Genomic DNA, 20,349 nt, shown 5'->3' with positions numbered 1-20,349 from the left:
ATTCGTTGCCTGATGCCGCCGATGTCATTGGGGCAACCGTGGCAGGCCGGGCATTAGTGGCTGCCTGACAGGCAACACCTGAACAACGCCCCACGCCAACTCAAAGAACAGGAAAACCACCAATAAAGAACTGGCACCATGGAGCAAGGCATAGAGCTGCCAAGCGGCGAACAGAAACCTGCCAACGGCGTCATACCGACCAAACACCTGCTGCGGATCCCGAATCCGCAGCACCGCCCACACGCAGACAATCGATCCCAACAGATTGGCCATCAGCATGTGCATCGGCTCAAACGGCGGCAGCTCACCAGGCAAATTGAAAGCCTGACTCACATTCGCCAACACCCCATGCAACGCAGCAAAACTCCACGGCGTGGTAAACGCCGCCATCACGATCAAGTCATACCAGGCGCTACCGCGCACCAACCGGCGATATTGCGTTGAAGTCCACATCCGTCTTGCTCCAGAAAATCAGGGAGCAACAAGGCTAAAGCCTGGAGTATGCTCCAGGGTCAAGCCCTTTCGAGACGTCATGATGCGCATCGGTGAATTAGCCCAGGCCAGCGCCGTCAGCCGCGACACGCTGCGCTTCTACGAGCAGCGCGGACTGATCGCGGCGCAACGCAGCGCCAACGGTTATCGCGACTATCCGGCGGACATGGTGCAACTGGTGCTGTACATCAAGACCGCCCAGCGATTGGGATTTACCCTCGGCGAGATCGGCAACAGCGTCGCCGCTCTAGGGCAGTCGCCCGATCCGGACAGCGCCGTCACGCAATTGCTGCAAGACAAACTCAAACTGATCGAAACCCGAATGGACGAACTCGGCGCGTTGCGACACGAGTTGCAACAACGGCTCGGGCAACGTTGCCCATTGAATCCCTGACCTCATTTATCAAGGAAGCCACTTATGTCTACGGCAAAAACCGCACTCATCATCGGCGCCTCCCGCGGCTTGGGCCTCGGCCTGGTGAAAACTCTGTTGGGCGACGGCTGGCAAGTCACCGCCACCGTGCGCAACCCGCAGAACGCCGAAGCCTTGCAGGCCTTGCGCAAGGTGCGGATCGAAAAACTCGACATGGACGATCAGCAGGCAGTCATCGCCCTGAGCCAGCAGCTCAAGGGCGAAGTGTTTGACCTGCTGTTCGTGAATGCCGGGGTCAAGGGGCCTGACATTCAAACACCAGGTGGCGCGACCCTGGCTGAAGTCGGCCAACTGTTCTTCACCAATGCCGTGGCACCGATCAACCTGGCCCAGCGCTTCGTCGGGCAGATCCGCCCGGACAGCGGCGTGCTGGCGTTCATGAGTTCAGTACTCGGTAGCGTGACCATGCCGGATGCGCCGGAGCTGGCGCTGTACAAGGCGAGTAAAGCGGCGCTGAACTCCATGACCAACAGCTTCGTCACTCAGTTGGGTGAGCAGAAACTCACTGTGCTGTCGTTGCATCCGGGTTGGGTGAAGACCGACATGGGCGGTGAAGGTGCGGACATTGATGTGGACACCAGCACGCGTGGGCTGGTCGATCAGGTGAATGCGTACACCGGCAAGGGCGGGCATCATTTTGTGAACTACAAGGGTGAAACCATTCCCTGGTAATCACCGTCGCTCCCACAGGGATTTGTGTTGTTCTGTCGGGCCAGGCTTGCCCGCAACGCCGTTTTGTTTGAAACTCCGCACCTCGTCCCCGCGACGACCCTGGATCAGCAGACAGGGCAACACTGAGCTGGCAACCCTGAACCCAACTTTCAGAGGAGCCGGCCAACATGCCTGCGACCCGTACCTGGTTAAAAAACCCCCTCGCGATCTTCACTGCCAATGGCCTCGATGCCCGTGGCGGCCTGGTGCTGCAAGACGGTTTGATCGTCGAAGTGCTCGGCGCTGGCCAGCAACCTTCTGCGCCCTGTGGACACGTATTCGATGCCCGCGAGCATGTGATCCTGCCGGGACTGATCAACACCCATCACCACTTCTATCAAACCCTGACCCGCGCCTGGGCGCCGGTGGTCAATCAGCCGTTGTTCCCGTGGCTGAAAACCCTCTACCCGGTCTGGGCACGCCTTACGCCTGAAAAACTCGCCCTCGCCAGCAAAGTCGCGTTGGCCGAGTTGCTGCTGTCCGGCTGCACCACCGCCGCCGATCACCACTACCTGTTTCCGCAAGGCCTGGAAAATGCGATCGACGTACAAGTCGAGAGCGTGCGCGAACTGGGCATGCGCGCCATGCTGACTCGCGGCTCCATGAGCCTTGGCGAAGCGGACGGCGGCCTGCCCCCGCAACAGACCGTGCAGCAAGGCGAAGTGATCCTCGACGACAGTCAGCGCTTGATCGCCGAGTACCACGAACGTGGCGACGGCGCGCAAATCCAGATCGCCCTGGCGCCCTGCTCGCCGTTCTCGGTGACTCCGGAAATCATGTCCGCCAGCGCCGAACTGGCGAACAAACTCGACGTGCGCCTGCACACCCATCTGGCCGAAACCCTCGACGAAGAAGACTTCTGCCTGCAACGTTTCGGGCTGCGCACTGTGGATTACCTGGACAGCGTCGGCTGGCTCGGTCCGCGTACATGGCTCGCTCACGGCATCCATTTCAACCCGGATGAAATCGCCCGCCTCGGCGCCGCCGGTACCGGCATTTGCCATTGCCCGAGTTCAAATATGCGACTGGCTTCCGGCATTTGCCCGACACTGGACCTTACTGCTGCGGGCGCATTGCTGGGCTTGGGTGTGGACGGTTCGGCGTCCAACGATGCATCGAACATGATGCTGGAAACCCGTCAGGCGCTTTACATTCAGCGACTGCGTTATGGCGCCGAGAAGATCACTCCGGAGTTGGTGCTGGGTTGGGCGACCAAGGGTTCGGCGCAGTTGCTGGGCCGTACCGATATCGGCGAACTGGCGGTGGGCAAGCAGGCGGATCTGGCACTGTTCAAGCTCGATGAGCTACGCTTCTCCGGCAGCCATGATCCGGTTTCCGCGTTGCTGCTGTGCGGCGCGGATCGGGCGGATCGGGTGATGGTCGGTGGCAAGTGGCGGGTGATTGATGGACAGGTTGAAGGGCTGGATCTGAAAGGTTTGATTGCTGATCACAGCCAGGCGGCTCGGCAGTTGATCGCCGGTACCTGATCCACCACCTGATCATTCCCACGCTCTGGTGGGAACGATCAGTCACAACCCCAGCAGCGACAACATGATGAACGTCGCAAACAACACAAAGTGCGTCATCCCTTCGATGGCGTTGGTTTCGCCATCGTTGAGGTTGATCGCGCTGACGATCAGCGTGAGGAAGATCATCACGGTCTGCACCGGGGTCATCGCCATCTGAAACGGCTGGCCGGTGTAGAGCGCCATCGCTTCCATCACCGGCACCGTCAGGATCACCGTCGACAGTGACGCGCCCATGGCGATGTTGACCACCGACTGCATGCGGTTGGCCAGTGCCGCCCGCAACGCCGTCAGAATTTCCGGCGCCGCCGAGATTGCCGCCACCAGAATCGCGGTGATTATTGGCGGTGCGCCCGTGCCTTCCAGGCCCAGATCGAGGGTCTTGGACATCACTTCGGCCAATGCGCCGATCACCACCACGCCGAATACCAATGTCCCGATACTCAGCCCAAGATTGATGGGTTCAGGTTCTTCCTCCAGGACTTTCTTGCGGCGCTTTTCCGGGTAGCTGTAGCTGAAGAAGTAACTGTGCGGCCCGACCTGCATGCGCAGGAACAGGGCGTAGAGCACGATCATCGCGCCGATGGTGAACGCCGAATAAATCTTCCAGTTGGCCTCGGGAATGAACTCCGGCACCACCATGGAAACCCCCATGGCGGTGAGAATCATCACGCTGTAGCTGCGCGCCGAGTCGTCGTTATAGGACTGTTCGCCGTACTTGATCCCGCCCATCAATGCGGCCAGGCCGAGGATGCCGTTGATGTCGAGCATCACCGCCGAATAAATCGTGTCGCGCACCAAAGTCGGTGAGGCCTCGTTGCTCATCATGATCGCCAGAATCACCACTTCCACCAACACCGCGGCCAGCGTCAGGATCATCGTGCCGTAGGGGTCACCGACTTTCTCCGCAAGCAGCTCGGCGTGATGGGCGACACGCATGGAGGCCGCGACGATGAAGGCGATCAGCACCAGGCCAGCGGTCAACGCAATGGGTTGGCCGCTGTGCAGCATCCAGTGTTCCATCGGGTAAGCGATGAATGCTGCGATCAGGGCAAGCAACAAAAACTTTTCTTGCTTGAGGAGTGTGAGCATTGCGGGCCTTTTTGCCGTGTGAAGCGAAATCAGTGTGATGAGCTACTGACTGCGGGGCGGCTCTAACGTTTCGTTACACCTTAGCGCACCAGTGGGTGGCGGCCGTGTCAGGCGATGCACTTTTATTGGCCTTGCGGACCTCATCGCGAGCAAGCCCGCTTGTGTCTTGCGCAGGATTTAGACTGAGGATGAGAGCGGTGAGTGGCAAGCTGAACGCCGTCGACGCCGCCGGGTAATCAGGCCGTTGGGCGTGAACCGTTACTCAATGCCGTTCTTTGCCGAGCCGCACCCGGACACGGCCATCGAATGCCTGCCCGGCTGTGAACGGCACCCGGCAAAGTATCCGGCCACAAACTGCGCCGAATTCCTGCTCTCGCGCTTCGCCGACACCTACGCCTATCGACGGGAACAGGAAGCGGTGGGATGAACCGGCTGGTCAGGTTTTACTAATTGTTTCCACGAGCATCTGTAGAATGCACGCCCTCTGCACCTGATGAGAAAAGACTATGTACGACTGGCTGAACGCCCTGCCCAAGGCAGAACTGCACCTGCACCTTGAGGGTTCGCTGGAGCCTGAGCTGCTGTTTGCCCTGGCCGATCGCAACAAGATCGCCCTGCCGTGGAGCGACGTCGAAACCCTGCGCAAAGCCTACGCCTTCAACAACCTGCAAGAGTTTCTCGACCTGTATTACCGGGGAGCCGACGTGTTGCGCACCTCTCAGGACTTCTACGACCTGACCTGGGCCTACCTGTTGCGTTGCAAGGCACAGAACGTGATTCACACCGAACCGTTCTTCGACCCACAGACCCACACCGACCGTGGCATACCGTTCGAAGTGGTGCTCAACGGCATCGCCGCCGCGCTGAAAGATGGTGAGCAGCAACTGGGCATCACCAGCGGTTTGATCCTCAGCTTCCTGCGCCACTTGAGCGAAGAAGAAGCCGAGAAAACCCTCGACCAGGCGCTGCCGTTCCGTGATGCGTTTGTCGCTGTGGGTCTGGACAGTTCGGAAATGGGTCATCCGCCGAGCAAATTCCAGCGCGTGTTCGATCGCGCTCGGCACGAAGGCTTCCTGACCGTCGCCCACGCCGGTGAAGAAGGCCCGCCCGAGTACATCTGGGAAGCCCTCGACCTGCTGAAAATCCAGCGCATCGACCATGGCGTACGCGCCATCGAAGACGAACGATTGATGCAGCGGATTATCGACGAGCAAATCCCGTTGACCGTGTGCCCGTTGTCGAACACCAAACTCTGCGTGTTCGATCACATGTCTCAGCACAACATTCTCGACATGCTGGAACGTGGTGTGAAAGTGACCGTGAACTCGGATGACCCGGCGTACTTCGGCGGTTATGTCACCGAGAACTTCCACGCGCTCTACACCGATTTGGGCATGACCCAGGATCAGGCCAAGCGCCTGGCTCAGAACAGCCTGGATGCACGGTTGGTGAAACCCTAGTTACTGATCGTTCCCACGCTGACTGATCGTTCCCCACGCTCCGCGTGGGAATGCAGCCAGGGACGCTCCGCGTCCCAAGAGCGGACGCAGAGCGTCCGTTCAGGCATTCCCACGCAGAGCGCGTCTACAACGCCATTTCCAGCTCAGTTTCTTTGGCGAACCGATGGATTTCACGCTGCCCCGCGGCGGTGATCTGCAAGGCTCGCGAATCGTTGGGCAGGCTCAACCAACCGGACTGCATGAACAATTGCAGCAACGCCGCACCCAGTGATCCGCCCATGTGTGGGCGTCTTTCGCTCCAGTCCGGACAAGCGCAAGCGACTCTGCTGTTGCGATGGGCCAGCGCCTGGATGAACACACCACGCGTCGCCAAGTGCGTGGCGCCCTTGTGAGTGATCATGACCCGCTGATCGGACTGTTCGATCCAGCCCGAATCAAGCAGACGCTGATAGAGATCGGCGGCCAGGGTGCCGCCCAGATGGTCGTCGCAAAGCCTGGCGCGCAAAAATGACGAAGGCGCCACCTGAGGTTTGGCGAGGGGGGCCGTGCGCTTGAAAACGTCCGGGATTTCCCGAGGCGTGCTGGCCAGGGTGGCGCTGGCCAGAGCCTCTATCGCGGCACCCACTTCGGGCGCGGCAAGACGAAAGAACCGCTTGCGGCCGCGGATTTCGACTTTCAACAGTCCTCCGGCGGACAAACGCCCCAGATGAGCACTGGCCGAAGACGGTGACAGGCTGGCCAACAAGGCCAGCTCTTCGGTTTGCCGCGCCGAGCCGTCCATCAAGGCCCACATCATTGCGCTGCGCTTTGGGTCAGCCAGCAACGTGGCGATCTGGCTGATGCAAGGTGCATGTTCCATGTATTCACTCCCTGTTGAATCGTTTCGTCTACTGCTCAGAGACATCTTGACCAGTAATGTGTCGTAGGCCAAGGCGAGGAAACCGCCATAAACCGGGCAAAGCCTGCCAATCGCACAGGCCATTGCTTCGCAGGTTTCGCAAAGCCGCGGCGATTGACCATGGGGCCTGGCTGACTCGGATGTGGACTCGCCATTGCGAGATCGACGGTGCGTACATGAGGCGAGCGCTAGTATAGGCGGGTTAACCGCCGGTTCCTGCCCTTGGGAAACCATTGGTGGTGATAGTTCCTGAGTGAAATTTCGCTATTTGCCTGCGACTAATGATCGGGGCCCGATAACGTCGGAAATTGGCTACTCAACCGGGCGCATCGGCTGGCGAGCATTTCCCGCAAAAGGTTCACCGGCTTACTCAATTGTGCGCGATGGGCGCACAGCAAATTCAGCGGTGCGCGCTCACAGAGCAGTTCCGGCATGAGCACTTTCAATCGACCGGCCAGCACATCGGCGGCGACATCAAGCCAGGATTTGTAGGCAATCCCGGCACCCGCCACGGCCCACAGCCGCACGACATCGGCATCATCGCTGAAACGATCGCCGCTGACGGTCAGGCTGACCTCGCGCTTGCCGTCGTGGAAACTCCAATGATCGTGGACCCGGCTGCCGAGCATGAACAGCAGGCAATTGTGCTGAGCCAGTTGCTCCAGTTGTCGCGGCTCGCCATGGCGGGCCAGGTAACTCGGGGCGGCACAGAGGACCCGGCGGTTCTGCGGGGCGATGGGCAGCGCCACCAGGCTTGAGTCTTCCGGCTCGCCGTAACGCAGGGCGATGTCCACTGGTTGGCGGAACAGGTCGGCGATGCGATCGCCCAGCAGCAGGCGCACCGTGAGTTTGGGATGCTCGCGCTGAAACTCGTCCAGCCATGGCAGCAGCAGATTGCGGCCAAAGTCCGAAGGCGCCGACAGCTGCAAAATCCCGCTGACCTGGTCCTGACCGCTGGCCAATAAACGGCGCCCCTCATCAAGATTGCTCAAGGCGGCCCGAGCGTATTCGAGAAACCCCTCGCCTTCAGCGGTCAACCGCAGGCTGCGGGTAGAACGGGCGAGCAACCGGGCGCCGAGCTGCTGTTCGATGCGCTTCAAGGCCGCACTGGCCACCGCGGCCGACATGTCCATCCCACGCGCCGCCGCTGACAGACTGCCCAGGTCCGCCGCCCGGACAAACAACTGCAAGTCATCGAAACGCAGCATTTTTCAGCCTCGATTATCAAAAAAATATTGAAAGAGACTGCTCTTTTAGCGGGTTTTATCTTGCAGAGAAATAGCCAATCATCCGTCCCATCAAATTCATCCCATTCCCGGAGTCGAACATGTCCCAGCCTTTTACCGCTATCGCCACCCTCATCGCCAAAGCCGGCCAGCAGGACGCCCTCGAACACTTCGACCTCAAGCGCCTGCGTTCCATCGTCTGATTTCTGCCTTCTTTATTACTGTTCAGGAGCCCCAATGAAAGCCATTGCCTACTACGCCTCCTTGCCCATCAGCGATTCAAACTCGCTGCAAGACATCGAACTGCCAGAGCCGGTCGCCGGCCCGCGCGACCTGTTGGTGGACGTCAAAGCCATCTCGGTCAACCCGGTGGACACCAAAGTGCGCCAGAACGTCCAGCCCGAAGGCGGCGCGGCGAAAGTGCTGGGCTGGGACGTGGCCGGGGTGGTCAAGGCCGTCGGTCATGAAGTAACGCTGTTCAAGGCGGGCGACAAAGTCTTCTACGCCGGCTCCATCGCCCGCGCTGGCGGCAACAGCGAACTGCACGTGGTAGACGAGCGGATCGTCGGCCATATGCCGAAAACCCTCAGTTTCGCCGAAGCCGCCGCGTTGCCGCTGACCGCTATCACCGCGTGGGAATTACTCTTCGAGCGTCTGCAAGTGCGTGAAGGCAAAACCGATGAAGGCCAGAGCCTTTTGATCGTTGGTGCCGCGGGCGGTGTGGGGTCGATCCTCACGCAATTGGCCAGCCAGCTCACCGGGCTGAAAGTCATCGGCACAGCTTCTCGCCCGCAAACCCAGAGCTGGGTTCGTGAGCTGGGTGCCGACCTGGTGATCGATCACAGCCAGCCGTTGAGCGAAGAACTCAAACGCGCCGGCCTCGACCAGGTGACCCACGTCGCCAGCCTGACCCAGACCGATCACCACCTGGATCAATTGGTCGAGGCACTGGCGCCGCAAGGCAAACTGGCCCTGATTGATGATCCGAAGGCGCTGGACGTGACCAAGCTCAAGCGCAAGAGCCTGTCGCTGCACTGGGAGTTCATGTACACCCGCTCGCTGTTCGAAACTGCAGACTTGATCGAGCAGCACAAACTGCTCAACCGCGTTGCGCAGCTGATCGACGCCGGGACGCTGAAAACCACGGTTGGCGAGCACTTCGGGAGCATCAATGCGGCGAACCTGCGTCGTGCCCATGAACTGCTCGAAAGCGGCAAGTCCAAAGGCAAGATTGTGCTCGAAGGGTTCTAATGCGAGATGGTATCGGTGTTGTCCAGGGTGGACGACACCGTCAGTCAGAAGGTTGACCGTTGTCACAATTGCGATCGTATTCGGGTCTACAATCGTGAACTCTGCGGTGCAATCTTTTATGTGACATCTTTTACGAGAGGAGAGATCAGCAATGAAGATCCTGATAAAAGAATTGGCAAAATCCCAGTGGCAGGTCCGCCTGGACCAACACGCCGTGACATTCCGCAGCGAAGCCGAAGCTCGCGCCTTCACCCGCACCCTTGAAGCGCGACTACAAGCACCTCATCAAATTAATGAACACCAGCAGCGCGCTGCTGGCTAAGTTCGTCCTCAGACCTGGGCGTGTGCCAGTGCCCGGGCATTTTGTAAACGTCGGGTGAGCATCGCCACGCTCACCACCAGAATTGCGCACAGGCTGATGACCATGGCCATCGGCATGGCGCTGCCATCGTGTAAAACACCCACCAGCGCTGCTGCCCCGGCAGCGACGCTGAATTGCAGGCATCCGAGCATCGCCGACGCACTGCCGGCGCGAGCGCCCTGCCCATTCATGGCGCAGGCCGAAGCGTTGGGGAGGATGCAACCGAGGCTGGCGATGCAGATAAACAGCGGAATCAGCAACGGCCATAACTGCGCGGTGTGCAAAGAACTGACGGCCAGCAGTGCCAGACCCGCGCCGAGGTAGATCCACACGGTGCGCACCAGCAGAAACGCCGGGCCACGCTTGGCCAGCAGTCGCGCATTCACCTGCGCCACCAGAATGAATCCCGCCGCATTGGTCCCGAACAACCAGCCGAAATGCTCGGCCGGTACGCCATAAAGCTTGATGAAGACGAACGGTGAACCGGCGATGTAGGCAAACATCCCGGCGATGGCGATTCCACCGGTCAAGGCGTGGCCAAGGAACAACGGATCCGACAACAGTCGACCGTACTGACGCAACGCGCCGGACAACGGTTGACGCGGCATATGGGCCGGCAGACTTTCCGGCAGCCCGAGCGCCACGGCCAACCCTGCCAGCGCACTGAAACCGCTCAACACGAGAAAGATCGACTGCCAGCCCGTGGTGTTGACCAACAGCCCACCCAGCATTGGCGCAAGAATCGGCGCCAGGCCCATCACCAGCATTAGCTGCGAAAAGACTTTCGCCGAACCCACCGCATCGCATTTATCGCTGACCACCGCTCGCGCGATCACCATCCCCGCGCACCCACCCAGTGCCTGAATGAAACGTGCGCCCATCAGCCATTCGAGATTCGGCGCATAGGCGCACGCCAGGGAGGCTGCGGTGAACAGACCGACGCCGGTCAGCAAGGGAACGCGTCGCCCGAAGCGATCCGCCACCGGGCCGTAAGCCAGTTGACCGATGGACAAGCCCAGGAAATACGTCGCCAGGGTCAGCTGAACGTGTTTTTCGTCGGTGCCGAAGGCGAGCGCCATCGCCGGGAAGGCCGGCAGATAGAAATCGATCGCCAGCGGACCGAAGGCGCTCAAGGCGCCAAGAATCAAAATGGTACGAAGGTTCATCAGGCATCCAGTTGGACATGAGGTCGGCAGCCCGACAGTCTAGCCGCGCATGGACGCCTTGAACATTCCGTTAGGTCGCTAACTATTAAAAAGCTTCAGGCGACTTTCGCCTCGTAACCTTCTTCGGTGATCACCGCGATCACTTGATCCGTTGTCAATGCACTGTCGACGCCGACTTCTTTCGCAGCCAGATCAATACGCACGCTGGCCGCAGGATCCCTGGCTTGCAGCGCCTGAGTGATGGCTTTGACGCAGTGACCGCAGGACATGCCTTGAACGTTGAACACTTGCATGGGACGACTCCTTGAGTGAGGTTGCGTGCAGTCTCGAGCTTGCCATTATGGCAAGGTCAAGTTCTGAAGTGAGCTGCCGGGCTGGCAATCGGCGTCGCGCTCGGCCAAGCTGCGTCCCATCAATGACTCGACATCAGGAGATTCAGCCATGCGCTGGTCAGCTCTCAGCCTGTTTGGCTTTCTCAGCCTTTTCGCCGTCGCGCCCTCGGTCAATGCGGCCGGGGCGGATTACGGCGTACTGATCATTTCCCGCGAGCGCCTGGAAGTCTCGACCAACTGCGAAATCGGCGTGTATATCCAGGATCAGTTGTCAGCGCGGTTATTCCAGGAACAAAGCACCTCGTTCAACCTGCCGCCGGGCGATGTGTCCCTGCGCCTGAAACTGCTGCCGGGCCAGGCGCCGGGTTGCAACCCGGGCATGCTCGCTCCGGGTTCGCAGAGCATCACGCTCAAGGCCGGTGACGTGCTGAAGTTCCGGATTGCGATGACGCAGGAAGGGATGTATCTCAAGCCGGTCGCCCTGGATTATTGATTGTCACGGGACGAAACAATGGATGCTTGACCTTGCCCGCATGGCAAGGTTGATCCTGTAGGCATCTTCTACAGGGAGCGTGACCGATGTCCGAATCCACCACTTTCGATCTGCCGATTGCCGGCATGACCTGCGCCAGTTGCGCCGGGCGTGTCGAGCGTGCCTTGAGCAAAGTCATCGGCGCCTCTGCCGTCAGCGTCAACCTGGCCACCGAACAGGCTCGGGTTCACGCGCCCAGTGACAGCCTGCCGGCGTTGATGGACGCCGTGCAGCAGGCCGGTTACAGCGTGCCGCAGCAGAGCCTGGAACTGAGCATCGACGGCATGACCTGCGCCTCCTGCGTCGGCCGGGTCGAACGAGCGCTGGCCAAAGTGCCGGGGGTCAAGAGCGTCAGCGTCAACCTGGCCAACGAACGCGCACACCTCGAACTGCTCGGTCAGATCGATGCGCAAACCTTGATCGCTGCCGTGACCAAGGCTGGCTACAGCGCCAGCGTCTGGGAAGTTGAACACCCTCAAACCGACCATCAGCAACAGCGCCTGCACCGCGAGCGCTGGGCCTTGATCATGGCGATCGCCCTCGCCTCGCCACTGGTGCTGCCCATGCTGCTGCAACCGTTCGGTGTGCACTGGATGCTCCCTGCCTGGGTGCAATTCGCATTGGCCACGCCGGTGCAATTCATCTTCGGTGCGCGGTTTTATGTGGCCGCCTGGAAAGCGGTGCGCGCCGGTGCCGGCAACATGGATTTGCTGGTCGCGTTGGGCACCAGCGCCGGTTATGGCTTGAGTCTCTATGAATGGGCCACCGCCGCCGGGCGCATGCCGCACCTGTATTTTGAAGCCTCGGCGGTGGTGATTGCCTTGGTGCTGCTGGGCAAGTATCTGGAAAGCCGCGCCAAACGCCAGACCGCCAGTGCCATCCGCGCCCTCGAAGCCTTGCGGCCGGAACGGGCGATTCAGGTGATCGACGGCCGCGAGCAGGACGTTGCCATCAGCGCCTTGCGCCTCAATGATCTGGTGATGGTCAAACCCGGTGAACGCTTCCCGGTGGACGGCGAAGTGGTCGAAGGCCAGAGCCACGCCGACGAAGCGCTGATCAGCGGCGAAAGCCTGCCGGTGCCCAAACATCCCGGCGACAAGGTCACTGGCGGTGCGATCAATGGCGAAGGCCGGTTGCTCGTTCGCACCCTGGCCTTGGGCGCAGAAACCGTGCTGGCGCGCATCATTCGGCTGGTGGAAGACGCTCAGGCTGCGAAAGCGCCGATCCAGAAACTGGTGGATAAAGTCAGCCAGGTGTTTGTCCCTACGGTTCTGCTGATAGCGTTGGCCACCTTGATCGGTTGGTGGTTGTACGGCGCACCGATGGAAACGGCGCTGATCAATGCCGTGGCGGTCTTGGTAATCGCTTGCCCATGCGCCCTGGGGTTGGCCACACCAACGGCAATCATGGCCGGCACTGGGGTGGCGGCGCGCTACGGGATTCTGATCAAAGACGCCGAAGCACTGGAGCGCGCGCATGAAGTCAGTGCGGTGGTCTTCGACAAGACTGGCACGCTGACTTCGGGTACTCCGCGCATCGCTCATTTGAGCGCCATCGACGGTGACGAATCGGCCCTGCTGCAAATGGCCGGCGCCCTGCAACGCGGCAGTGAACACCCGCTGGCCAAGGCGGTTCTGGACGCTTGCGCCGAACGCAGTTTGACCGTCGCCGATGTCAGCGACAGCCAGTCCCTGACCGGCCGTGGCATCGCGGGCACTCTGGGCGGTCGTCGATTGGCGCTGGGCAATCGTCGTCTGTTGAAAGAGAGCGGCTTGAGCGCAGGTGAATGGGCTGACTCCGCCACCGCGTGGGAAACCGAAGGCCGGACCCTGTCCTGGCTGATCGAGCAAAGTCCCGAACCATGTGTGCTGGGCCTGTTCGCTTTCGGCGACACGCTCAAACCCGGCGCGCTGCAAGCCGTGCAACAACTCAGCGCACGCAACATCAGCAGCCATCTGCTGACCGGCGACAATCGCGGCAGTGCAAAAGTGGTTGCCGAGGCGCTGGGCATCAAGGATGTCCACGCCGAAGTGCTGCCCGCCGACAAAGCGGCCACCGTCGCCACGCTTAAGAAAACCGGCGTGGTAGCGATGGTCGGCGACGGCATCAACGACGCACCGGCCTTGGCTGCCGCAGACATCGGCATCGCCATGGGCGGTGGCACCGACGTTGCGATGCACGCGGCCGGGATCACCCTGATGCGCGGCGACCCACGGTTGGTGCCGGCGGCGCTGGAGATCAGTCGCAAGACCTACGCGAAGATTCGTCAGAACCTGTTTTGGGCCTTTGTCTACAACCTGATTGGTATTCCGCTGGCAGCGTTTGGCTTTCTCAACCCGGTGCTGGCCGGCGCCGCCATGGCGTTGTCGAGCGTCAGCGTGGTGAGCAATGCGTTACTGTTGAAAACCTGGAAGCCCAAGGATCTGGAGGACACTCAATGAACATCGGCCAAGCGGCCCGCCAGAGTGGCCTGAGCGCGAAGATGATTCGTTATTACGAATCCATCGGCTTGCTCAAGGCCGCCCATCGTACCGACAGCGGTTACCGGGTCTACGGCGACGACGACCTGCATACCCTGGCGTTCATCAAGCGTTCCCGGGACCTGGGGTTCTCACTGGATGAAGTCGGCAAACTGCTGACCCTCTGGCAGGACCGCCAAAGAGCCAGCGCCGACGTAAAGGCCCTGGCCCGTCAGCACATCGAAGCGCTGAACCAGAAAATCCGCGAACTCGGCCAACTGCGCGATACCCTGCAGGACCTGGTCGAACATTGCCACGGTGATCACCGTCCCGACTGCCCGATTCTCAAGAACCTGGAGTCGGGCTGTAGATGAACAACGCGGCCAGCAGATAAGTGACCACGTTCAATGCAAACACCGTTTCAAAGCCGAATGCGGCCACTAAAAGCCCCGACACCAAACTTCCACCGACCATTGCTGCCCACGATGCCGAAGTGATCCAGGCGTTGGTCTTGAGCAGGTGTTCGTTTTCGATCAAGTGTGGCAACTGGCTGTTGAGGCCGATGGCGAACATCGAGTTGCCTCTTGTCAATCTTCAAAATAAAAGACATCAAGACAGTTGCTCCCACCTTTGATCTCTAGCGTTTGGGAGATCAGGTGGCAGGTATCTACAAAAAAAAACCCGGCCGAAGCCGGGTTTCTCATCAACCAATCACTGCATCCAGGGCGGAGGCGGCTCTTCGGTTTTTCCCGGTGGTGCATCATCTGCCGCACGCACCGCTTGCTTACGCTCTTCATCCAGGCGTGCCGCCTCGATCTCGCGCATGATCCCGCCAACGTCGGCCAACTCTTCCGGCTCGTCGAACTCGCCGGTCAAGACGCTGGCCGGGTGCAAGGTGCCGGCTTCAAACAAAGCCCACATTTCCTTGGCGTACTTGGTCTTTTTCAACTCCGGCGCAAACCGCCCGAAGTACGACGCCATGTTGCCAACATCCCGCTCCAGCATGCTGAACGCGTGGTTGTTGCCCGCCGCGTCCACCGCTTGCGGCAGGTCGATGATCACCGGGCCAGTCGGGGTCAGCAGCACGTTGAATTCCGACAGGTCACCGTGCACCAGACCGGTGCACAACATCAGCACGATCTGCGAAATCAGGAACGCGTGATATTCGCGCGCCTGATCCGGTTCCAGCACCACGTCGTTCAGACGCGGCGCGGCATCACCGTACTCGTCGGCCACCAGTTCCATCAGCAGCACGCCTTCAAGGAAGTCGTAAGGCTGAGGGACCCGAACGCCAGCACCGGCCAGACGGAACAACGCCGCCACTTCGGCATTCTGCCAGGCGTCTTCGGTTTCTTTCTTGCCGAACTTGGAGCCCTTGGCCATCGCTCGAGCCTGACGGCTATTGCGCACCTTGCGGCCTTCCTGATACTCGGCCGCCTGACGGAAACTGCGTTTATTCGCCTCCTTGTAGACCTTCGCGCAACGTAACTCGTTGCCGCAGCGCACCACATAAACAGCTGCTTCTTTACCACTCATGAGTGGGCGCAGCACCTCGTCGACCAGACCGTCCTCGATCAGGGGTTCAATGCGTTTTGGAGTCTTCATCAGCTTTTATTGGGGGTCCTTTATTACCAAACACGCGAAAGTCATTCGTTATACGGCAATCCACTCATTCCGGGGAGGGGTTGCCGACCTATGAACGTTCCCATCGACATCAAGAAGCACACACTCTGCCGGATTAATCAGGCAAACCCGACCCTCGTCATTGGCCGCCCCAGATCATAGCTGAGCCAGCGTCACTTGTAGCGGTAAAGCTTGGAGGGTATTTGCGACAGAAGTTGACACCTCGATTCATACCCTTCGTAGGGCTTTTCTTAATAGGCCTCAATTTCCGCCTCCATCAGCCGAATTCATCAGTGACAAAGTGATTTGTCCGACCGTGAAATTCGTCGGGTCAGCATCGCCATGCAACTTGACGGCATCAGCCAGAACGTGAATTACCTGGCGACCCAACTGCTGATCAAGAAGTCCGACGACAGCCTCAAGACCTACATGAGAGCCAACGCCGAGAGCATTCGTCTTTACCCTGCTTCAGGACCTGGGCAACAGCCATCTGTACTACGCCTATGCGATCCTCGGCACCGCTACGGGCGGATATGTGTCCTGGCCGTGGCAGCAACAGGGCAACAGCGTGATCCTCAGCGCTCAATAATCGCCGTCACGCCTTGGCCACCGGCGGCGCAGATCGAGATCAACCCTCGACCCTGCCCCGCTGCCTCCAACAACTTCGCCAGGCTCGCGACGATGCGCCCGCCGGTAGCGGCAAACGGATGCCCGGCCGCCAGTGAACTGCCTTTGACGTTGAGGCGGCTGCGGTCGATGGAACCCAGCGGCGCATCGAGGCCGAGGCGAGTTTTGCAATAGTCCGGATCTTCCCAGGCCTTTAGCGTGCAGAGCACCTGCGCGGCGAAGGCCTCGTGGATTTCGTAGTAATCGAAGTCTTGCAAGGTCAAGCCATTGCGCGCCAGCAAACGCGGCACCGAATACACCGGCGCCATCAACAGCCCTTCGGCACCGTTGACGAAATCCACCGCCGCCGTCTCGCCATCGCGCAAATACGCGAGGATCGGCAAGCCACGTTCCTTGGCCCAATCTTCACTGCCCAGCAGCACCAGCGACGCGCCATCGGTGAGCGGCGTCGAGTTGCCCGCCGTCAAAGTGCCTTTGGCGCTTTTTTCGAACGCGGGTTTGAGTGAGGCGAGTTTTTCCAGGGTCAGGTCCGGGCGCAGGTTGTTGTCGCGGGTCAGGCCGAGGAACGGCGTCATCAAATCGTTGTGCCAGCCTTCGGTGAAGGACGCGGCCATTTTCTGGTGACTTTCCAACGCCAGTTGGTCCTGTTCGGCGCGCGGAATGTTCCAGGTCTGGGCCATCAACTCGCAGTGCTCGCCCATGGACAAACCCGTGCGCAATTCGCCGATACTTGGCAGTTCCGGGATCAGATGACGGGGGCGCAGTTGCAGGAAAATTTTCAGTTTGTCGGCGGTGGTCTTGGCGCTATTGGCTTGCAGAAGGATTTTGCGCAGGCCTTCATTGACGCCAATTGGCGCGTCGGAGGTGGTATCGACGCCGCCGGCGATACCGCAATCGATCTGACCCAGGGCAATCTTGTTCGCGACCAGCAAAGCCGCTTCAAGACCCGTGCCGCAGGCCTGCTGGATGTCATAGGCCGGGGTAGCGGGAGACAACCGCGAACCGAGCACGCACTCGCGTGTCAGGTTCATGTCCCGCGGCAGCTTGAGAACGGCACCGGCGACCACTTCGCCCATGCGCAAACCGTGCAGGTTGTAGCGTTCGATCAAGCCTTCGAGCGCGGCGGTGAGCATCGCCTGATTACTGGCGGTGGCGTACGCCCCGTTGGAACGGGCGAAGGGGATACGGTTACCACCAATAATCGCAACGCGGCGCAGCTGAGTCATGAAAAGCTCCTGTCAAAAAATTAAATGTAAACACCATCCCCTGTAGGAGCGAAGCTTGCTCGCGAAGGCGCCGGCACATTCAATATCCCCTCTGAATGAAATACCGCCTTCGCGAGCAAGCTTCGCTCCTACAATGATCTAGCGTAGGCCTTATCTCGTGGATCGAACGACTAAACGCCATTCGTGGTCCACACTTTGAACCCCAGCTGCTGGAGCGCGTTCCATGTCTGACCGCTATATCGACTTCGCCAATTCGTCCATCGGCCATCGTTTGGTCGGGGCCCTGGGTCTGCCGTTGCCGGTTCGGCTGGAGCGCTGGCAAGCTGGCCGGCTGCGCCCTGTTGAAGGGGCGCTGTTGATAGGCGGTGGCCCGCTGGCGGAAAAGGTCAGTGCCTTCGCCAACCGCCTGACCGACGCGATTTACAGCTACGGCACCGAGCCTTCACTGGCCACCGCGTGGATTCCCGGCCACGGCCCCAAACTCAAAGCTGTGGTGTTCGACGCCAGTGACCTGGTGCAGACCGATCAACTCAAACAGCTGCGCGAGTTCTTCCAGCCGTTAATTAAAAACCTCGATCACAACGCGCACCTGGTGATTCTGGGGCGCGCGCCGCAGACCTTGAGCGATCCGTTCGCCGCCAGCGCCCAGCGCGCGTTGGAAGGTTTCAGCCGTTCGCTGGCCAAGGAACTGCGCAACGGCGGCACCTTGCAGCTGATTTATGTCGGCGAAGGTGCGGAGGATCAACTGGAAGGCTCACTAAGGTTTTTCCTCTCGCCCAAAAGTGCGTTCGTTTCCGGGCAAGTGATTCGCTTGAACGCCTGCGACACGCAGGTGACGGACTGGACTCGTCCACTGTCCGGCCGCAAGGCGTTGGTCACCGGCGCGGCACGCGGCATCGGCGCCTCCATCGCCGAAACCCTGGCCCGCGACGGTGCCGACGTGATCCTGCTCGACGTAGCACCGGCCAAGACTGATCTCGAAGCCCTCGCCGCACGCCTCGGCGGGCGCAGCATAACCCTGGATATTTGCGCCGAAGACGCCGCCGCGCAGTTGATCGAGCAACTGCCCGACGGCATCGACATCGTCGTCCACAACGCCGGCATCACGCGGGATAAAACTCTGGCCAACATGACCCCGGAATTCTGGGACGCGGTGCTGGCGGTCAACCTCACTGCGCCGCAAGTGCTGACCAAGGCACTGCTCGACAGCGGCACCCTGCACGACAACGGTCGGGTGATCCTGCTGGCGTCCATCAGCGGCATCGCCGGCAATCGCGGGCAAACCAATTACGCAGCGAGCAAGGCCGGGCTGATCGGCCTGGCCCAGGCTTGGGCGCCATTGCTCAATGAGCGTGGCATCAGCATCAACGCAGTCGCACCCGGCTTCATCGAAACCCAGATGACCGCGCACCTTCCGTTTGGCCTGCGTGAAGCCGGGCGGCGCATGAGTTCGTTGGGCCAGGGCGGCTTGCCGCAAGACGTCGCCGAAGCGGTGGCGTGGCTGGCTCAACCGGGCAGCGGCGCGTTTACCGGGCAAGCGCTGCGCGTGTGCGGACAAAGTGTTTTGGGGGCTTAGGCATGATCATCGATTGGCACACACTCAACCGCGAACCGAGCCTGCCGGCGTTGTACGTACGGGCAGCGACGCGACGCAAAATCACCGGCACCACCCTGCCCGATTCGGGTTTACGCTGTTGGGTCAATGTCGATGCGAAGCGTCTGGCGGCCTATCGCAACGTCTGTGGTTTTGCCGACAACGGCCTGCTGCCGCCGACGTATCCACACATCCTGGCGTTCGCCTTGCAGATGCAATTGCTGACGGCCAAGGAATTTCCGTTCCCGCTGCTGGGGTTGATTCACCTGAGCAACCGCATTCGCATCTTGCGTCCAATGGGCGGCGTGAATCGCGTGCGGGTCAGCGTGCAGGTGCAAAACCTTCAGCCACATGAAAAGGGCGCGACGTTCGATCTGGTGACGACGCTTGACGATCAGTTGGGGCCGCTGTGGGAAGCGGAAAGCCAGATGTTGTGCCGCGGGGCCAAACTCGAAGGCCAGCCCATCGAAGAAGTGTTGGCATCGACGCTGCAGATGTCGGAAGTGGCCCGCTGGAAAGCGCCGTCGGACATTGGACGGCGGTACGCCAAAGTGTCCGGCGACTACAACCCGATTCACCTGAGTGCCGCCAGCGCCAAACTCTTCGGTTTTCCTACGGCCATCGCCCATGGGTTGTGGAACAAGGCACGTACGCTGGCGGCGTTAAGCGAGCATCTGCCGGCGGCGAATGTCGAGATTGCGGTGCAATTCAGGAAACCGGTGCGGTTGCCCAGTGAAGTGACATTGCTGGCCAGTGCGGCAGGGGCCAGTGGGGATTTACGGTTGGTGGGTGCGGGGGATTTGGAGCATATGGTGGGGCATTGGCGGCCTGTTCCCTGATCGCTCGGCAGTGGTTGTACACCCTCAAAAAGTCAGGTCCCAACGAGTCCCGCTTGAGGCTGCGGAAACAGATTATTAAGTGTCTCCAACAGCCGAACGTGATAAATCGGCTTGCGAAACAAGTCCAGCACCTGCAACCGCAACATGTCACTGACATCCTCCATATCCGCATGCCCCGACGTCACAATCACCGGCAAATGCTGCCGGGACGTATGTTCACGCAACCGCTTGATCAACGACATGCCACTCTCCTCCGGCATCCGCAAATCAGTAATCACCAATGCAATATCGGGATTGCGCGTCAGATGTTGCAGCGCGAGTTTGACCGAGGTGGCGGTAAAACAATTGAAGCCCTCGCCCTCCAGCAACTCCGCCAGCTCCAGCAACGCGTCCTCCTCATCATCGACCAGAAGAAGCTGTTGGCGTGGGAGTGTGGGAGAGTTCATGGGCAACACCTGCAATGGACTAAGCGCTGACGTTAGAGCCCCTTTGACGCATTGG

The 20,349-nt window shown here is 60.3% G+C and carries 20 protein-coding genes and 4 pseudogenes; 14 read left to right on the top strand and 10 right to left on the bottom strand.

The window, feature by feature from the left end; translation table 11 throughout:
- Positions 1-24 precede the first annotated feature (24 nt).
- Positions 25-453: a hypothetical protein gene (locus ACYZTU_RS04650; protein ID WP_461968375.1), complete on the bottom strand. Its 429-nt coding sequence runs from the start codon at positions 451-453 to the stop codon at positions 25-27.
- An 82-nt stretch (positions 454-535) separates the two neighbouring features.
- On the opposite strand from ACYZTU_RS04650, the gene ACYZTU_RS04645 reads away from it, so the two are divergent.
- The 3 genes from ACYZTU_RS04645 (at position 536) to ACYZTU_RS04635 (ending at position 3,123) form a co-directional block, all read left to right on the top strand.
- Positions 536-886, top strand: a complete 351-nt coding sequence (locus tag ACYZTU_RS04645) for a MerR family transcriptional regulator (RefSeq protein ID WP_461970962.1) — start codon at positions 536-538, stop codon at positions 884-886.
- 24 nt (positions 887-910) lie between these two features.
- Positions 911-1,597, top strand: a complete 687-nt coding sequence (locus ACYZTU_RS04640; protein WP_461968373.1) for an SDR family oxidoreductase — start codon at positions 911-913, stop codon at positions 1,595-1,597.
- Between the two features lie 167 nt (positions 1,598-1,764).
- Complete coding sequence (locus ACYZTU_RS04635; protein WP_461968371.1) at positions 1,765-3,123, top strand: 8-oxoguanine deaminase; 1,359 nt, start codon at positions 1,765-1,767, stop codon at positions 3,121-3,123.
- Between the two features lie 42 nt (positions 3,124-3,165).
- Here the strand turns inward: ACYZTU_RS04635 and ACYZTU_RS04630 are convergent, their stop codons facing one another.
- Positions 3,166-4,254, bottom strand: coding sequence for a calcium:cation antiporter (locus ACYZTU_RS04630; RefSeq protein ID WP_461968369.1), 1,089 nt, complete (start codon positions 4,252-4,254; stop codon positions 3,166-3,168).
- 226 nt (positions 4,255-4,480) lie between these two features.
- On the opposite strand from ACYZTU_RS04630, the pseudogene ACYZTU_RS04625 reads away from it, so the two are divergent.
- Both ACYZTU_RS04625 and ACYZTU_RS04620 read left to right on the top strand, forming a co-directional pair.
- A pseudogene (locus ACYZTU_RS04625) lies at positions 4,481-4,681 on the top strand (2OG-Fe(II) oxygenase); the annotation flags it as partial.
- 79 nt (positions 4,682-4,760) lie between these two features.
- Positions 4,761-5,714 carry an adenosine deaminase gene (locus tag ACYZTU_RS04620; RefSeq protein WP_449645849.1) on the top strand — a complete coding sequence of 318 codons (954 nt, stop codon included), beginning with the start codon at positions 4,761-4,763 and terminating at the stop codon, positions 5,712-5,714.
- Positions 5,715-5,838: 124 nt separating this feature from the next.
- Here ACYZTU_RS04620 and ACYZTU_RS04615 read toward each other — a convergent pair whose 3' ends face one another.
- Positions 5,839-6,573, bottom strand: coding sequence for an ArsR/SmtB family transcription factor (locus ACYZTU_RS04615; protein ID WP_461968367.1), 735 nt, complete (start codon positions 6,571-6,573; stop codon positions 5,839-5,841).
- A 317-nt stretch (positions 6,574-6,890) separates the two neighbouring features.
- Positions 6,891-7,820 carry a LysR family transcriptional regulator gene (locus ACYZTU_RS04610; protein WP_129438744.1) on the bottom strand — a complete coding sequence of 310 codons (930 nt, stop codon included), beginning with the start codon at positions 7,818-7,820 and terminating at the stop codon, positions 6,891-6,893.
- Positions 7,821-7,939: 119 nt separating this feature from the next.
- Here ACYZTU_RS04610 and ACYZTU_RS04605 point away from each other — a divergent pair.
- The 3 genes and pseudogenes from ACYZTU_RS04605 to ACYZTU_RS04595 all read left to right on the top strand — a co-directional run.
- Positions 7,940-8,005: pseudogene (locus ACYZTU_RS04605) on the top strand (antibiotic biosynthesis monooxygenase); the annotation flags it as partial.
- 70 nt (positions 8,006-8,075) lie between these two features.
- On the top strand, positions 8,076-9,089 hold the full coding sequence (locus ACYZTU_RS04600; protein WP_461968366.1) for a zinc-binding alcohol dehydrogenase family protein: 1,014 nt from the start codon (positions 8,076-8,078) through the stop codon (positions 9,087-9,089).
- 151 nt (positions 9,090-9,240) lie between these two features.
- Positions 9,241-9,411, top strand: coding sequence for a hypothetical protein (locus tag ACYZTU_RS04595; RefSeq protein WP_282376845.1), 171 nt, complete (start codon positions 9,241-9,243; stop codon positions 9,409-9,411).
- An 8-nt stretch (positions 9,412-9,419) separates the two neighbouring features.
- Here ACYZTU_RS04595 and ACYZTU_RS04590 read toward each other — a convergent pair whose 3' ends face one another.
- Both ACYZTU_RS04590 and ACYZTU_RS04585 read right to left on the bottom strand, forming a co-directional pair.
- A complete protein-coding gene (locus tag ACYZTU_RS04590; RefSeq protein WP_461968364.1) occupies positions 9,420-10,616 on the bottom strand; it encodes a multidrug effflux MFS transporter in 1,197 nt (398 codons plus the stop codon).
- 95 nt (positions 10,617-10,711) lie between these two features.
- A complete protein-coding gene (locus ACYZTU_RS04585; RefSeq protein ID WP_461968363.1) occupies positions 10,712-10,909 on the bottom strand; it encodes a heavy-metal-associated domain-containing protein in 198 nt (65 codons plus the stop codon).
- Positions 10,910-11,057: 148 nt separating this feature from the next.
- Here ACYZTU_RS04585 and ACYZTU_RS04580 point away from each other — a divergent pair, with 148 nt between their 5' ends.
- From ACYZTU_RS04580 to cueR, 3 genes are all read left to right on the top strand, one after another.
- Entirely contained in the window at positions 11,058-11,441 is a 384-nt protein-coding gene (locus ACYZTU_RS04580; protein WP_461968361.1) for a hypothetical protein, read from the top strand.
- Between the two features lie 86 nt (positions 11,442-11,527).
- On the top strand, positions 11,528-13,921 hold the full coding sequence (locus ACYZTU_RS04575; RefSeq protein WP_461968359.1) for a heavy metal translocating P-type ATPase: 2,394 nt from the start codon (positions 11,528-11,530) through the stop codon (positions 13,919-13,921).
- On the top strand, positions 13,918-14,313 hold the full coding sequence (gene cueR, locus ACYZTU_RS04570; RefSeq protein ID WP_461968358.1) for a Cu(I)-responsive transcriptional regulator: 396 nt from the start codon (positions 13,918-13,920) through the stop codon (positions 14,311-14,313). Before ACYZTU_RS04575 ends, cueR begins: the two co-directional genes overlap by 4 nt.
- On the opposite strand, the pseudogene ACYZTU_RS04565 reads toward cueR, so the two are convergent.
- Both ACYZTU_RS04565 and ACYZTU_RS04560 read right to left on the bottom strand, forming a co-directional pair.
- A pseudogene (locus ACYZTU_RS04565) lies at positions 14,309-14,521 on the bottom strand (MFS transporter); the annotation flags it as partial. The gene cueR and the pseudogene ACYZTU_RS04565 sit on opposite strands and share 5 nt — an antisense overlap.
- Before the next feature lie 129 nt (positions 14,522-14,650).
- Positions 14,651-15,544 carry a PA4780 family RIO1-like protein kinase gene (locus ACYZTU_RS04560; RefSeq protein ID WP_123369234.1) on the bottom strand — a complete coding sequence of 298 codons (894 nt, stop codon included), beginning with the start codon at positions 15,542-15,544 and terminating at the stop codon, positions 14,651-14,653.
- 321 nt (positions 15,545-15,865) lie between these two features.
- Here ACYZTU_RS04560 and ACYZTU_RS04555 point away from each other — a divergent pair.
- Positions 15,866-16,109 (top strand): annotated as a pseudogene (locus ACYZTU_RS04555) (methyl-accepting chemotaxis protein); the annotation flags it as partial.
- Between the two features lie 28 nt (positions 16,110-16,137).
- Here ACYZTU_RS04555 and ACYZTU_RS04550 read toward each other — a convergent pair.
- Entirely contained in the window at positions 16,138-17,415 is a 1,278-nt protein-coding gene (locus ACYZTU_RS04550) for an acetyl-CoA C-acetyltransferase (protein ID WP_461968356.1), read from the bottom strand.
- Positions 17,416-17,638: 223 nt separating this feature from the next.
- Here ACYZTU_RS04550 and ACYZTU_RS04545 point away from each other — a divergent pair, with 223 nt between their 5' ends.
- Positions 17,639-18,991 (top strand): 3-oxoacyl-ACP reductase, encoded by a 1,353-nt coding sequence (locus tag ACYZTU_RS04545; protein ID WP_461968354.1) that lies wholly within the window; start codon positions 17,639-17,641, stop codon positions 18,989-18,991.
- Between the two features lie 2 nt (positions 18,992-18,993).
- Complete coding sequence (locus tag ACYZTU_RS04540; RefSeq protein ID WP_461968352.1) at positions 18,994-19,848, top strand: MaoC family dehydratase; 855 nt, start codon at positions 18,994-18,996, stop codon at positions 19,846-19,848.
- A gap of 32 nt (positions 19,849-19,880) precedes the next feature.
- On the opposite strand, the gene ACYZTU_RS04535 is transcribed toward ACYZTU_RS04540, so the two are convergent.
- Positions 19,881-20,294, bottom strand: a complete 414-nt coding sequence (locus ACYZTU_RS04535; protein ID WP_461968350.1) for a response regulator — start codon at positions 20,292-20,294, stop codon at positions 19,881-19,883.
- Positions 20,295-20,349: the final 55 nt, after the last annotated feature.

It is taken from the genome of Pseudomonas sp. HLT2-19-2, from assembly GCF_054898005.1.
The sequence above is the reverse complement of the archived record's forward strand: the minus strand, read 5'-3'. Positions and strand labels throughout refer to the sequence as shown.